Origin of the sequence: Nocardioides sp. (assembly GCF_041913365.1) — a bacterium.
Classification (GTDB): Bacteria; Actinomycetota; Actinomycetes; order Propionibacteriales; family Nocardioidaceae; genus Nocardioides.
In genome coordinates, this window is record NZ_JAYSFM010000006.1 from 146,076 (window position 1) to 160,564 (window position 14,489).

General features: G+C 72.5%; 12 protein-coding genes. 5 read left to right on the forward strand and 7 right to left on the reverse strand.

Going from position 1 to position 14,489, the window contains the following annotated elements:
- Positions 1-7: 7 nt before the first annotated feature.
- Entirely contained in the window at positions 8-1,948 is a 1,941-nt protein-coding gene (locus ACE3QY_RS15450) for a right-handed parallel beta-helix repeat-containing protein (protein WP_374456925.1), read from the forward strand.
- Here ACE3QY_RS15450 and ACE3QY_RS15455 read toward each other — a convergent pair.
- Positions 1,945-2,928 carry a hypothetical protein gene (locus tag ACE3QY_RS15455; RefSeq protein WP_374456926.1) on the reverse strand — a complete coding sequence of 328 codons (984 nt, stop codon included), beginning with the start codon at positions 2,926-2,928 and terminating at the stop codon, positions 1,945-1,947. The genes ACE3QY_RS15450 and ACE3QY_RS15455 overlap by 4 nt on opposite strands.
- 87 nt (positions 2,929-3,015) lie before the next feature.
- Here ACE3QY_RS15455 and ACE3QY_RS15460 point away from each other — a divergent pair, with 87 nt between their 5' ends.
- Both ACE3QY_RS15460 and ACE3QY_RS15465 read left to right on the forward strand, forming a co-directional pair.
- Positions 3,016-4,140: a glycosyltransferase 87 family protein gene (locus ACE3QY_RS15460; RefSeq protein ID WP_374456927.1), complete on the forward strand. Its 1,125-nt coding sequence runs from the start codon at positions 3,016-3,018 to the stop codon at positions 4,138-4,140.
- 196 nt (positions 4,141-4,336) lie between these two features.
- Entirely contained in the window at positions 4,337-5,362 is a 1,026-nt protein-coding gene (locus ACE3QY_RS15465; RefSeq protein ID WP_374456928.1) for a hypothetical protein, read from the forward strand.
- 7 nt (positions 5,363-5,369) lie between these two features.
- Here the strand turns inward: ACE3QY_RS15465 and ACE3QY_RS15470 are convergent, their stop codons facing one another.
- Positions 5,370-5,510, reverse strand: coding sequence for a hypothetical protein (locus tag ACE3QY_RS15470; RefSeq protein WP_374456929.1), 141 nt, complete (start codon positions 5,508-5,510; stop codon positions 5,370-5,372).
- Positions 5,511-5,635: 125 nt separating this feature from the next.
- Between ACE3QY_RS15470 and ACE3QY_RS15475 the strand changes: the two genes are divergently transcribed.
- Together ACE3QY_RS15475 and ACE3QY_RS15480 are read left to right on the forward strand one after the other, a co-directional pair.
- Complete coding sequence (locus tag ACE3QY_RS15475) at positions 5,636-6,370, forward strand: hypothetical protein (protein ID WP_374456930.1); 735 nt, start codon at positions 5,636-5,638, stop codon at positions 6,368-6,370.
- A gap of 135 nt (positions 6,371-6,505) precedes the next feature.
- The gene (locus ACE3QY_RS15480; RefSeq protein WP_374456985.1) at positions 6,506-7,630 is read left to right on the forward strand and encodes a nucleotide sugar dehydrogenase; all 1,125 of its coding nucleotides are present in this window, start codon (positions 6,506-6,508) and stop codon (positions 7,628-7,630) included.
- A 172-nt stretch (positions 7,631-7,802) separates the two neighbouring features.
- Here the strand turns inward: ACE3QY_RS15480 and ACE3QY_RS15485 are convergent, their stop codons facing one another.
- The 5 genes from ACE3QY_RS15485 to ACE3QY_RS15505 are packed head-to-tail and all read right to left on the reverse strand — an operon-like array spanning position 7,803 to position 14,473.
- Complete coding sequence (locus ACE3QY_RS15485; RefSeq protein ID WP_374456931.1) at positions 7,803-9,353, reverse strand: glycosyltransferase family 2 protein; 1,551 nt, start codon at positions 9,351-9,353, stop codon at positions 7,803-7,805.
- Complete coding sequence (locus ACE3QY_RS15490; protein WP_374456932.1) at positions 9,354-11,123, reverse strand: hypothetical protein; 1,770 nt, start codon at positions 11,121-11,123, stop codon at positions 9,354-9,356.
- Positions 11,120-12,058, reverse strand: coding sequence for a hypothetical protein (locus ACE3QY_RS15495; protein ID WP_374456933.1), 939 nt, complete (start codon positions 12,056-12,058; stop codon positions 11,120-11,122). The genes ACE3QY_RS15490 and ACE3QY_RS15495 overlap by 4 nt, the downstream gene beginning before the upstream one ends.
- Positions 12,058-13,113 carry a sulfotransferase family protein gene (locus ACE3QY_RS15500; RefSeq protein WP_374456934.1) on the reverse strand — a complete coding sequence of 352 codons (1,056 nt, stop codon included), beginning with the start codon at positions 13,111-13,113 and terminating at the stop codon, positions 12,058-12,060. Before ACE3QY_RS15500 ends, ACE3QY_RS15495 begins: the two co-directional genes overlap by 1 nt.
- A 34-nt stretch (positions 13,114-13,147) precedes the next feature.
- Positions 13,148-14,473 (reverse strand): GH1 family beta-glucosidase, encoded by a 1,326-nt coding sequence (locus ACE3QY_RS15505; RefSeq protein WP_374456935.1) that lies wholly within the window; start codon positions 14,471-14,473, stop codon positions 13,148-13,150.
- Positions 14,474-14,489: the final 16 nt, after the last annotated feature.

The window sequence follows — 14,489 nt, forward strand, 5'->3', positions numbered from 1 at the left end:
GTGCGCCATGACGCATTACTTCGTCACCGCCGCCGGCGACAACACCAACAGCGGGACGAGCGAGGACGACGCGTTCCGCGACATCGTCCACGCCGTGGCACGGCTCGAGGCCGGCGACACCCTGTCGATCGGCTCGGGCGTCTACCGCGAGCAGGTGGTCATCGAGGACAAGCGCGACATCCTCATCCAGTCGATTCCCGGGGAGCAGGCCGTCATCGACGGCAGCATCCCCACCTTCGCCGAAGGGCCGGCGGCCGCGTGGGCGCGGGTCGGCGACTCGGAGGAGTTCGTGTCCCGCGCGGCGCACCCCGAGGGCACGCGCTTCGGAGCGATCCTGGGCCCGCGCGGCTACGTCCGCCTGATCACGTACGACCACCTCGACGACCTCCGGGCCGAGAACCAGAAGTTCGGGCCGGTGCCGCTCGACGATGGTCCCGACGGGCCGGAGATCGTCGTCAAGGCCGGTCAGCCCCGGGAGCGTCGCCCGTGGGTCTACCTCGGTCCCGGGTTGCACCAGACCCCTGACGGGATCGTGCACGTCCGGCTCTCGCACACGAACCACCACGTGGACGGCGTCACCGACTACACGGGCGAGATCGACCCGCGAGAGGCCGACCTCGCAGTCTGGACCGCGTCGAACCGGACCTTCCAGGTCAAGGGGTCCAGCACGGTGACCGTGGAGAACCTGACAGTGCGCTGCGGTGGCGGTCGCACCGTCCTCCTCACCGGCTGCTCCGACGTGACGCTCGACCACGTGACCGTCCAGGCAGGTCCGTACGCCCTGGAAGTCGGTCAGAACTGCGTGCGCACCCGGATCACCAACTGCACGTTCGACGGCGGCATGCCACCGTGGTACTTCCGCAGCGACCGCAAGGACGGCTACACGATCCGCGGCAGCGGCGTCGAGAACGGGCTGGGCGAGAAGACGGTCAAGACGCTCGTCTACTGCCACCGCACCAGTGGCGCCACCACCTTCGACTCGTGCGAGTTCACCAACGCGCACGACCTGCAGCTCAACGGCCCCGACGTCGTGTTCTCGCGCAACTGGGTCCGCAACATCAACGACGACGCCCTCTTCGTCGGTGATGTCGCGACCAACCTGCGCATCTCGCGCAACGTCTTCCAGAAGTGCCTGATGGTCGTCAGCGTCGCAGGCGGCTCAGCGATCGGGAGCGTGTTCGTGCACCGCAACCTCGTCGACCTGCGCAGCCCGACGGCGGGTCGCCGACCGGTCCCCGACCCGGCGCTCGTCGACCCGGCCGAGCTGCCGGTCATGCGGTTCGGCAACCTGCTCAAGAGCAACGCCCCCGATCCGGCTCTCTTCATCTTCCACAACACCGTGCTGGTCGTGCAGGCGCAGGGCGCGGTCCACAACCTGTTCAGGTCGCGGGACGGCAGCACGACCAGGCGCGCGTTCAACAACATCTTCGTCGGGATCGACGACGGCGGCTCGGCGGATCGGCCGCTGGCCTGGCTGCCGCGGGTCGGTGACGACGCGGAGCTCGACGGCAACTGCTACTTCGGCCGCGACCGGACCTCGGGCACCCTCCTCCAGATCCGCCCGAACGGTGGAGGGGGCGGGTCGTTCGCCGACCTCGACTCGATGCGCGCCAGCACGTACTTCGACGACAGCCGAGCCGCACATCCCCCCGGGTTCGAGGCGCACGGCCGGGACGACGACCCGCGCCTGCGCCGCTGGTTGCCGGTGCCCAGGCCCGTCGACGACTTCCGCCTCGGGCCCGGCAGCCCCGCGCGGCAGGCCGGCGTCCCGCTGCCGGACGCGACGCTGCGGGAGATCGACGGCGACCCGCCACCCGGTGCCCGACCCGACATCGGTTGCTTCCGGTTCGGCTCACCTCCCATGAGGGTGGGCGTCGACGGTCGCCGACGCTTCCCGGGCAGCCACGTCCACGCGCCCGTCCCACCCGTCGGGACAGTTGCCGGCTAGGCCGCGGCAGGCACCACGACCTTGCGGTGGGCGGGCCTCGGCAGCCAGCGCACGTCGGATGCCGTGGCGGCCGACGAGCCGTAGGCCAGCAGCGCGAGGAAGACGCCGTACACCGGCAGGTGGCCGACCATCTCGGTCTGGCCGAAGAGGAGCAGGGTGGCGTTGAACGGCACCATCGCGACGAGCACGGCGACCTGCGGGAAGGCGCCGGAGATGACCAGCAGCCCGAAGAGCAGCTCGGTCGCGCCGGCGATGGCCACGAAGGTCTCCGGCGAGACGTGGATCCCGACGAGCGCGAAGACGTCGAGCGCCGGGTAGTGCTCGAGGGTGTCGATCGCCATGCCGGGGTTCGTCAGCTTCTCCGAGAAGGCCAGGACGATCAGCGCCACACCGACGCCGAGGCGCAGCCACAGCAGGGCCCAGCGGAGCTGCGCACGCGGCGGGTGGGCGGCGCCGTTGGCGTCCGCCCCCGGAGGTACGACGACGAGGAAGGCCGCGACGGCGGCGAGGTTCGCGCACTCGCCGAGCGCCGTGGGGCCGGCGACCAGGGCGAGCGCCGGGCCGAGGCCGAGCACGAGCGCAGCGGCGGGTCGCAGGTTGATGCCGGTGACCAGCCAGATGCCGAGGGCCGCCTCGACGAGCAGGAGCGCGCCGCCGCCGACCCCCTCGAGGTGGTCGTTGGACGGCGTGATGAAGGCACCGGTCGCCGCGAGCGCGAGCAGGGCGACGCCGAGGTGGATGCCGAGGAGCCGCGGGATCCACGGCACGAGCCGGCCGAGCGGCGCGAGGAACGGCAGCTCGGGCCGGTCGACGCGCAGCGCGACGAGGCGCCACACGACCGTGACCACGACGACCCCGGCAGTGAGCACCAGCGGCAGCGGCGAGAGGAAGAAGGACCAGTCGCCCGCCTGCTGCGACTCGACGAACCAGCGTTCGTGGGTGGGGAGGGCGGGGACGAGCGCGGCGAGCGGAAGGGTCATGCTCACACCATCGGCGACCCGCCCGCCCCGGATGAGCGGCGGAAGGTCCGGACTGCGCAGGACCTAGGTCCCGAATACCCTGCGGAGGTGAAGCCTCCGCGGTGGCCGGCCTTCTGCGTGCTCGCGCTCGCGGGCGGGGCCGCCGGTGTGCTCGCCGTCGCACTCGGCCACGACCTCGTGGACCTGCTCGCCTACCGGCACGGCGGCGACTCCGTCCTCGCGGGCCGCTCGCCCTACGCGAGCGACGACCCGGCCACCGGGCTGCCGTTCACCTACCCACCCTTCGCGGCGGTGCTGATGGTGCCGCTGGCTCCCCTTCCACCCTGGCTCGCTGCGGGGCTGTGGACCGCCGGCTCCGCGGCGGCCCTCGGCGGCTCGGTCGTCGTCGTGCGGCACGCGCTCGGACGTACGACGTCGGCCCGGCTCGTCGTCTCGCTCTCCGTCGCGGCGGTGGCCCTCGAGCCGGTGTGGCAGAACCTCGCGTTCGGTCAGGTCAACCTGCTCCTCATGCTGGTCGTGCTGGCCGACCTGCTCCGGCCGCCCGGGCGGTTGTCGGGGATCGCGGTGGGCGTGGTGGCCGGGATCAAGCTGACGCCGCTCGTGTTCGTCGTGCTGCTCCTGCTCGTCGGCCGCCGCCGGGCCACCGCTCGCGCGGCACTGGCGTTCGCGGCCACCGTCGTGATCGGGCTGGCCGCGGTGCCGGGCGCGGCGACGTACTGGACCGACCGGCTCCTCGACCCGAGCCGCGTCGGCCCACCGGCCCTGGCCCACAACCAGTCGCTGTTCGGCGCGCTCACGCGTGCCCTCGGCCACGAGCCCCCGACCACGCTGTGGCTGGTCGTCGCCGGCGCCCTCGCCGTCGCCGTGCTGGTCGGGGCGGCGGTCGTGTGGCGCGCCGGGGACCCGGCGCTCGCGACGTGCCTGGCGTCGCTGGCGATGCTGCTCGCCTCGCCGGTGTCGTGGTCGCACCACTGGGTGTGGGCGGTGCCGGTCGCGCTCGTACTGCGGGAGCGGAGCCGGTGGCTGGCGGCGGCGTGGGCCGCGGTGTTCGCCGCGCGGCCGATCCTGTGGCCGCCCTGGGGCGAGGGACGCGAACTCGGCTGGAGCGTGCCCGAGCACCTCGTCGGCAACGCCTACCTCCTCGCCGCACTCGCCGTCGCCGCCTGGGCGGGCAGTCGGGTGCGGAGCGAGGGACGCATGGCGACCTACTGAGCGCGCTCCGGGTCGGTCTCGGGGACCGGCGCGCCGGAGTCCTCGCCGGGGGCGCAACGTCCGCCCCACCCCCTGAGGTGGGCCGATCCGTCATGCGGACCCGACGTCATCAGGTCGGTCCGGGATGACGGATCCACCGTCCGCAGGAGCCGCCGCTGTACGTTGACGGCTCGACCACTCGGGACAGGAGCAGACCATGGTGCGCCGTCTCCCGCTCCTCCTGACCTCGCTGACCCTGGTGCTGACTCCCGTCCTCGCGGCCTGCAGCAGCGACTCCCGGCTCGTCTCCGACGCGGGCGACCTCGACGTCGCCGTGCACGTGTGGTCCGACCCGTGGGTCGCCCCGACCGCGGCCACGGTCGCCGGCCCCTCGCTCGGCAGCGACGGGATGCTCGACCGGGGCGTCGCCCGCCGCGAGACGTCGTACGCCACGGGGGTGCGGGCCGCGGCCCGCTCCGAGCTGCGGGTCGCGCGCTCGAGCGGCTGGGCCACCACGTCGAGCACCTGTCAGGACACGGTCCAGATCGCGCTCGTCAGTCCCAACGAGGACGCCCTCGCCCAGCTGGTCGTGACGCCCGACGGCCAGGGCTCGACGGCGTCGCTCCAGGTCGCTGTCCGCCACCACCTCGACTCCTCGTGGCAGGTGCCCGACGTCATCGACGGCACCTGCCTCGACGGCGACTCCCCCGCCTTCGTGCCGCCGCCGCTCTCCGGCGAGAGCCTCGGCAGCGTGACCGACGACCGTGCCGCGGAGTGGCAGCACAGCGACGCCGCGGAGGACTTCGTCGACGCGGTCGACGCCGACCCGGCGATGCAGCAGCTCGGCGTCACCGTCGCGGTGCCGCGGCTGCAGGACGGGATCAACCGGCGCCAGGCGCCGGCCGCGGAGGTCGACACGACCGTGGCCTCCCTCGCGGACCTGGCTGGGCGGCTGTCCGGGTGGCGGCTGACGTACGCCGCGTGCGGTGGCGGCGGCCCGGTGCGCGCGACCTTCGTGCAGGACATCGCCGACGGCCACGCCGTGCTGACCGCCGAGGTGCGACCCGAGGGGTCGCGGGTGCGGGTCACCCTCCCGATGACCGAGGGACCCACGGGCGAGTGGCTCGACGGCATCCAGGTCCTCGACCCGACGGCCTGCACGGGCGCCGAGGCGCCGCGCCGCCTGGAGGCCTACGGGACGCCGGCGGTGCTGCCGACCGTCCTCACGCCGATCGCCGACTGAGGCCGCCTCAGGGGCGCGTGCCGCCGCTGCGACGCTCCTGCACCTTGCGCACGGCGTTCTTGATCCTGGCCTGGTTGTGCGGCTTGCGCGCCTCGTCGTAGACCTTCTTGGCGATCCCTGCAGCTGCGAGCTTCTTGGCGATTCCCATGCCTCCACCCTGCCGGGCGGTGCCAAGCGCGCGCCTCGATGTCGTCGCTCCATCCAGAACGGGGGGTGGCTCCGAAGCACAGGCACGCCGTCGTCCGACGGCCCCGTCCACGAAGGGTCACTCCCATGCGCCTCCCCGCTCTCCGCCGCCCGTCCCCGTCCATGGCCGTCTCGGTCATGGCGCTGGTCGTGGCGTCCACCGGTACGTCGTACGCCGCAGGCCTGATCGGCTCCAGCGACATCAAGGACAACTCGATCCAGTCCCAGGACATCAGGAGCAAGACGATCCAGGGCAAGGACGTGAAGACCGGCACGATCGGTGCCAAGCAGGTCAAGGACGGCTCGCTCCGCGCCCGCGACTTCAAGGCCGGCCAGATCCCCACCGGCAAGACCGGTCCGGCCGGACCCGCAGGAGTGGGTCGGTGGGCACTCGTCGACGCGACCGGCGCGATCGTCGCCCAGTCCGGTGGCTTCACCGTGACCGCGGCCTACCCGACCCTTGCCCCAGCGGGCACGGACACGACCGGCCTGCGGGCCAACGGCAACGTCTACATCAACGCCGGCGAGAACCTCAGCAACAACGGCGTGCTCGCGGTGGTCGCCCTGCAGAACACCGTCGACCAGAACGGTGACGCCATCACCAACGGCCGGGCGCCCGGGCCGGACGCCAATCCGGAGTTCTCCGGCGAGATCACCGCTGCCATGTGCCAGCCCGGCGTCGTCAACTGCGCGCCCCCCGGCACCGGCAACACCAACCACCTGGTGGTGAGCCCCCGCAACAGCGACGGCAGCGTCACCGGCGACGGCACGCGCAAGCGCTTCTACGTCGTCGTGACCGGCGACTCGACCGACCGCGCCTGACTCGCTTCACGGACGTCGTGCGGGGTGGGCCGATGGTTGCCCACGTCGCATGACGCCCTGAGCGGCGGCGTACGGCACAATCACCGCGTGACCACTCGGATCTCTGTGGCGGGCCTCGGCTACGTCGGCCTCTCGATGGCGGTGCTGCTCGCGCGGCACAACACGGTCGTGGGCCTGGACCTCGACGTCGACCGCATCGAGCGGCTCAAGCGTGGCGAGAGCCCGATCCACGACGACGACATCTCCCGCTTCCTGGCCGAGGAGGAGCTCGACCTCGCCTTCACGACGGACGCCGAGGAGGCCCACGCCGGCGCCGACTTCGTGATCATCGCGACGCCGACCAACTACGACCCGGTCACCAACTACTTCGACACCGGCTCGATCGAGGCCGTGATGCGCGACGTGCTGCGGATCAACCCCCACGCGACGATGGTCGTGAAGTCGACCGTCCCGGTGGGCTACATCGAGGACGTACGCGCTCGCCTCGGCACCGCCGACGTCATCTTCTCCCCCGAGTTCCTCCGCGAGGGCCGGGCGCTGCACGACAACCTGTTCCCCGCGCGCATCGTGGTGGGCGAGGACTCCGACCGGGCCCGCGCCTTCGCCGAGCTGCTCGTGAAGGGCGCGGACGCCGACGACGTACCCGTCCTCTTCACCGCGCCCACCGAGGCCGAGGCGATCAAGCTCTTCGCCAACACCTACCTCGCGATGCGGGTGGCGTACTTCAACGAGCTCGACTCCTTCGCCCTCTCCCGCGGGCTCGACTCCCGCTCGATCATCGACGGCGTCGGGCTCGACCCGCGGATCGGCACCCACTACAACAACCCGTCGTTCGGCTACGGCGGCTACTGCCTGCCCAAGGACACCAAGCAGCTGCTCGCCAACTACTCCGACGTCCCGCAGACGCTGATCTCCGCCATCGTCGAGGCCAACACGACCCGCAAGGACTTCATCGCCTTCGACATCATCGACCGCGAGCCCGAGGTCGTGGGCATCCACCGGCTGATCATGAAGGCCGGCTCGGACAACTTCCGCGAGTCCTCCGTGCAGGGGATCATGAAGCGGCTCAAGGGCAAGGGCATCGAGGTCCTGGTCTACGAGCCCGAGCTCGCCGAGGACCACTGGTTCGGCTCCGAGGTCACCCGCGACCTCGGCTCGTTCAAGCAGCGCGCCGACCTCATCGTCGCCAACCGCATGGTCGAGGAGCTCCGCGACGTGGCCGACAAGGTCTACACCCGCGACCTCTTCGGCGGGGACTGAGCTGTTTGGCGCCTCCGCTTCGCTCCGGCGCATGTCGCGGCGCTCGTAACCCGCTCGTTCGTCGTCGCGCCCGCACCCTCCCCCGCTTCGCTCCTCCGGCTTTGCCGCTCCTCCTGCACTCCCGGGCGCACCGCGACGAACCACCGGCCACCGATCAAGGGATTGGCCCGGGCTAGCGGCGGCGGCCGAAGAGGCCGCGCTTCTCCTCGGGCTCCGGGGTCGGAGGTGACGGCGGGCCGTCCTGGTGGAGCGCCTTCATCAGGCGTTCCTCCGACTTCGCCGGGTCGACGGCTGGGCGGGCGCCGAGGACGAAGCGCTCGATCTCCCGCTCGGGGGTGGGCACCCAGCCGACCGTGGTGGCGTCGTACGTCTTGACCCCGAACGCCTCGTCCATCAGCGCCTCGCGGTCGTCGCCGGGCGCGGCGAGGCGGGCGACGCGGGCCAGGGCGGCGGTGCGCTCGAGGCGGGCGGCGCCGCCGGTGGCGTACGTCAGCACGCGGGCGCCGTGGTGGGTGCGCTCGAGGTCGCCGAGCATCGCCGCGAGGGCCGGCGGGAGCGGGGCGAGCGAGACGTCGGGCAGCGTGAGCACGAACTCCGCGTCGGAGGTGGCAGGCGCCGTCTCGAGCAGGCGCACGCGCGGCTCGTGGAGGTAGGAGCGGTGCACCAGCCGGGTCTCCAGCACCGGGTCCTCGACGGGCTGGACGCGGTCCTCGTGCACCGAGCTCCACGGCCCCACGACCGTGACCCGCAGGTCGGGCACGTCGCCGTCGAGCAGCGAGTCGACGACCCGGATGGTGTCGTCAGCGGAGCCGGCCGGGACGACGACCTCGAGATAGGGGACCTGGTAGGCGCGGCCGCGCTTGTTGCGCTTGGGCCGCATCGTCGGCACGAGGTCGGCGAGGTAGGGGTCGTTGAAGCGGTTGACCTGCTCGGCGCGGCGCAGCACCTGCGAGCGGCCGAGGTGCCAGCTGCGCGCCTCGCGGTCGACGACGAAGACGCCGCCGGCCTGGGCGAGCGAGTGGCCGAGGTGCATGTCCTCGCCGAGGCGCAGCGTCCGGTCGAAGCCGTCGGAGTCGAGGTAGAGCGCCCTGGTGACGGAGCCGGTCATGCCGATGTGGAAGCGCTGCGCCCGTGGACCGGCGGTGCGCAGGTCGTCGGTCTTGTCCCAGTAGTCGACGACCCACTGGTGCGGCTCGTGCTCCTCGCCGGGGAAGAGGTCGGCGGCGCCGCCCGCGGCGATCCGGTCGCGCACGTCGGCCGGGTCGAGGTCGAAGAGGGACGTCGGGTCGACGAAGAGCTTGTCGCCACCGGGCACGGCGTAGTCGATGAGGTGGTGCCAGCGCGCGTGCGCCTCGACCTCCTCGCGGTGGGCCAGCATGTCGGCGTCGTACCAGTGCAGCACGTCGCCCTCGGCGGCGAGTGCACCGAGGTGGCAGGCGTTGGCCCGGCCCCAGCCCTCCTCGACGCGGATCAGCCGGGTGTTGTCGGGCCGGACCTCCGGCAGCTCCTGGGTGGGCGAGCTCTGGTCGTCGACGACGAGCACCTCGAGCAGGTGCGCGGGGTAGGACTGCGCGGCGAGGCCGGCGAGGACGTAGGGGAGCTTCTGCTGGTAGTTGAACGTCGGGACCACGACGGTCACCGCGAGCGTCGGCTCCCACGCGCCGAGGGCCGGCGTGGTGAGGACGCCCCAGTCGTTGTGGCGCACCACTGTCTGCCGTGCCATCTAGCGCGCACCCCCGTCCGGTCGGTCGACGTCGTCGACCTCCAGCGCCAGGCTCGGCTGGAAGCCGCTCCACTCGGCTTCCACGATGTCAGGCCGGCGGAACTCCTCGTCGTCCCGCACCCAGGTGTGGCCCTCGCCGGTGCGGCGGAGGACGTAGCCGAGCCCGTGCGTGCGGTAGATCCGGCCGCCGGCGGCCTCGACCCCGGCGAGCAGCTGCGCGTCGACGAACTTCCGCACCCGGCGGAAGTCGCCCAGGGAGCGCAGCAGGCCGCGGTCCATCAGCAGCGTGCCGCCGGCGACGAATCGGGCGAAGATCTCGGAGGGGTGGTTGCGCCGCACGGTGACGTCGTCGCGCTGGAGGTAGACGAACTCCGAGGGCATCCCGACCACGTCGGCGCCGGAGAAGCGGCGGGCCATCAGGAGGTCGTGCACGGCGTCGGGTGAGTACCAGTCGTCGTCGTCGACCTTGAGCAGCACCTCGCTGGACGCCGCGCGCGACGCGGCGGTCAGCACGTCGCCGAAGAAGGTCGACTCGTCGAAGGACAGGACCTGGTGCGGGCGGTCGCCGAGCGCCCGGCGTACGGCGTCCCGGTCGGGCTCCCAGCCATGTGCGGCCAGCACGAGCTCGACGTCGGCGCCCCGCTGGCGGGCGAGCTGGCGCAGCGCGAAGTCGAGCATCTCCGGTCGCTTGGTGGAGAGCAGGGCGCTGACCGGCGGCAGCCCGACATGGCGTACGCCGGCGCGCGAGGCCAGCGCGGACCGCCAGGCCAGCGTGGAGTGGTGGTCGAAGGCGGCCCGGCGGACGGCGAGGCTGTGCTCCTCGCGGCGCACCGGGTCGTCGAGGTCGGCGGGCGTGTCGAGCGCTTCCGCCAGGGGCGGAGCCACGTCGAGCACGCCCTGCGTCACCAGCGGCACGCCGGAGATCGCCAGCGCGAGCAGGTCGGCGGTGCGGGTGTCGGCCAGCAGCCGGACTGCCTGGAAGGCGCGGGCCGCGGCGACGACGTCCTCGGTCACCGGACCGTTGGTGATCCGGGACAGCTCGACGACGCCGTGGTCCCAGTCCTTGCGGAAACCGGTCGGGTTGAAGACCCGCTCGTCGACGGGCTCGGGGCCGGGGTCGGTGACGACGGTGGGGGCGCGGTCGATGACGTGGTGCTCGGCCACGCTCTGCTGGCTCGGGGCTCCACGGCGTGCAACCACGACGTCGGGAGGAACGTCGCGCTCCGGGTCGCCGGCACCGGCCACGTCGGGCAGCAGGACGGACCGGGCGTCGAGGCCGGGAGCCGCCGGCCGGGCGGCGTACGCGACCACGACACCCCCGTGGGTGGTGTCGCCGGGGCCGGCGGCCTGGCGCGCCATCTCCATCACGACGAGCTGGGCGCGGGCGCCGGAGGCGAAGCGGGCGACCGTCAGGACGCCCCGGTCGCCGGCCTCGCGGGCCGCGAGGTGGACCAGCCGCGGCCACTCGGGGCGGGGCACGAGGACCCACGGGGTGGGCGCGTCGGTCAGCCAGCAGGCGATCACCTTGGCCTGCCCGAGGAGCGGCACGGCGCTGGCCATCCGCCGCAGCCGCGCCCGGTCGGCGGCGACGACGAGGACCGAGCCCCAGCCCTTCAGCGGACCGTCGAGCGACGACAGCGTGACGACCTGCGGCTTCAGCCCGGGCACGTCCTCGATGCCGTGCAGCGCCTCGAGCGCCAGGCTGTCGGAGTCGTCGACCAGGACCAGCGTGGGGCCGGGCATGCGGAGGTCGTGGAGAGGATGGGTCACGGGCGGACGCGCTCCTTGAGGGACGCTGGCAGCGAGTGCTTGACCAGCGGACGCGGCTGGCGCCAGAGCCAGTCGCGGCTGACGAAGTCGATGATGTGCACGCCCGCGGGCGCGGTCACCTTCACCAGGCCGCCGAGCGCCTCGGGGTCGCCGTTGCGGATCGCCTCGTCGACCTCGAACTCGCGCAGCTTGCGGTAGAGCCGGGTGTTGGTGAAGTCGACGCCGTCGCGGCGCCAGTGGGCGTACTCGTCGGCGTCGAGCCACTTCACCTCGAGCACCAGCCCCTGCTGGAGCACGATCCGCTCGACGCCGGGCGGGAACTCGCGCAGCTCCCAGTCGAAGGCCTTCACGAAGGTGAACTCCGGGCCCATCGGGTAGATCCACGGCTCGAGGAAGCGCAGCGAGAGGTCGAGCCAGCCGGTCGACTCGTCGACGACGGTCAGCGGGTGGCGCGGCATCGCCACGATCGCCCGGGTCGACTGGAGCTGCCACGACAGGTCGCGCAGGATGCCGGCGCCCTCGGGCGTGAGCACCATGTCGCCGTCCCACTTCATCGAGTACGTCGTGCGCACGTGCGAGAAGCACCAGTTGTAGAAGTGGGTCAGCGAGTGGACGCTCGTCGCCGGGGTGGCGAGGTGCTCGCCGCCGGCGCGGGCCACCTGGTGGGGGTAGTCCAGGACCGTCAGCCGGTCGGCCGCCCCGCACTCCTCGGCGACCTTCCGCGCGACCTCGGCGGTGCCGTCGTCGGAGCCGTTGTCGACCAGCAGGACGTGCTGCACCGCGGAGAAGACCGGCGGCAGGACCCACGGCAGGTTGCGGGCCTCGTTGCGGACCCGGAAGACGCACGTCAGGCCGGGCACGAGGGGCTCGCCCGAGCTCCACGGCCACGTCACGTCGTAGCCGGGCTCGCGCTCCAGCGAGGCGATGTCGGGCATCAGGCTCCTTGGCCCCGCTCGCGGCCCATCGCCTTGCGCAGCTTCTGGCGGGCGGCCGGCGGGACCATCGCCCGCACGGCGTGGGGCACGCGGTCGGCGCCGCTCCGGCCGGAGGCCTGCTCGGACGCCTCGCGCCGCGCCTCGGCGGCCGCCGTACGCCGCTGGGCGACGGTGGTCGAGTGGGCGAACGCCTCGGCCTCGGCGTACTGCTCGGCGTAGGCGGCGCGCAGCTGGTCGCAGGTCTCGTGGTGCGTCGCCGCGTCGTCGGTGGCGAGGGCGTCCAGCGCCTGCCACGTCTCGTCGGCGAGCTCGCGCAGCCTCGCCGGCACGCCGATGTCGTCCCACGTCATGGTGACCCGGCGCAGCGAGGGGTCGATGAAGCGGTGCACCTCGGCGATGTCGACGGCCATCGCGGTCTTCACCCCGGCCAGGTCGAACGCCTCCCCGAGCGCGAAGACCGGCTGCGTCCAGTCGTCGAGGAGGTCGCCGTAGCGGACGAACGCCCGCTGCTGGCCGCGGGTCGCCCGCTCGGTGTGCAGCATCATGTTGACCCATGCCGCGGTGCGGGTGATGGCGCCCTGGTCGGACCCGGCGCCCATCCGGCCGTAGTAGGTCTGCTTGGAGCCGACCACCTCGGTCACCGGCCGGAGCATGGTGACGTACGACGACGACGCGTCGCAGCGGTCGGCCGCGGCGCGCCACAGGCCGAGGAACCAGGCGGCCCGCGGGTCCTTGATGACGAGCTCGTCGGCCACGCCGAGCTGCTCTTCGAGCCAGGTCGCGACCCGCGCACGCGTGGCGTGGTCGCCGCTGGTGGTCCCGGTGTCGAGCCACGCGCGCGGGCGGGCGTCGGAGACCTGCACGTTGCTGCGCTGCAGCAGCTCGGCGTGGAGGTCGACGACCCACCGCGGCTCGCCGAAGCCCTTGGGGTTGGTCGCGTCGGCGACCACCTCGGGCTGCGGCACGTGGAGGCCGAGCGTGCGCAGCGTGCCGGCCATGGTGCTCGTGCCGCTGCGGCCCGAGCCCACGACGAAGACGACGCGGCGGTTGGTCATGTCGCGAGCCTATCGACCCCGGACCGGCGTCCGACTAGAGGTGCTGGGGCTGCGCGGCGATGAGGTCGGCGTACCAGTGGAAGGACTTCTTGCGGGTGCGCTCCAACGTCTCGTAGTCGACGTGCACGAGGCCGAAGCGCTGGGTGTAGCCCTCGGCCCACTCGAAGTTGTCCATCAGGGACCACGTGTAGTAGCCGCGGACGTCGACGCCGCGGGTGATCGCCTCGGAGACCGCGTTGAGGTGGGAGCGCAAGTAGTCGATCCGGGCCTGGTCGTCGACGACGCCGTGCTCGTCCGGGCCGACGTTGTAGGCGCACCCGGACTCGGTGATCATGATCGGCGGCAGCGCGGCGCGGAAGCGGGCGCGGAACATGACCAGCCACTCGCGCAGCGCGTCGGGCACGATCGGCCAGCCGAAGTCCGTGGTCGGGTAGCCGACGACCTCGCGGAGGTCGAAGGGGATCTCGGAGTCCTCGTCGGCGGCCGCGATCTTCATCGGGTTGTAGTAGTTCACGCCGTAGAAGTCGAGCGGCTGACGGATGGTCGCCAGGTCACCCTCGGCCATCACGTCCTCGAAGAGCGGCATCAGGTCGACCGGGTAGCGGCCGAGGAGCATCGGCTCGAGGAACGTGCCGTTCCACAGGGCGTCGAAGATCTTGCTCATCCCGACGTCGGCGTCGTCGTCGCTCGCCGGCCAGATGGGCGCGTGGTTGTTGGCGCAGCCGATGGAGGTCGCGCCGGCGCGGCGCAGCTCGATCGCCGCACGGCCGTGCGCGAGGAGCAGGTGGTGGGCGGCCGGCAGGCAGTCGAAGAGCATCGCCCGCCCGGGCGCGTGGATGCCCATGCCGTAACCCTGGATCGCGGCGACGTTGGGCTCGTTGACGGGGATCCAGTGCTCGACGCGGTCGGCGAACCGCTCGCCCACGATGGCGGCGTACTCGGCGAAGCGGTCGACGGTCGCGCGGTTCAGCCAGCCGCCGTCGTCCTCCAGCGCCTGGGGCAGGTCCCAGTGGTAGAGCGTGACCATCGGCTGCTGGCCGTTGTCGAGCAGCGTGTCGATGAGCCGGTCGTAGAACGCCAGGCCCTTCTCGTTGGCCGGGCCGGCGCCGGTCGGCTGGATCCGCGGCCAGCTGATGGAGAACCGGTAGCCGCCGGTCCCCAGCTCCTTCATCAGCGCGACGTCCTCGGCGTACCGGTGGTAGTGGTCGCAGGCGACGTCGCCGGTGCTGCCGTCGGCGATGCGCCCGGGCTCGGCGGTGAACGTGTCCCAGATGCTCGGGCCCTTGCCGTCCTCGTGCGCCGCACCCTCGATCTGGTAGCTGGCCGTGCTCGTGCCGAACCGGAAACCGGGCGGGAGCATGGGGAACTGATGCGGG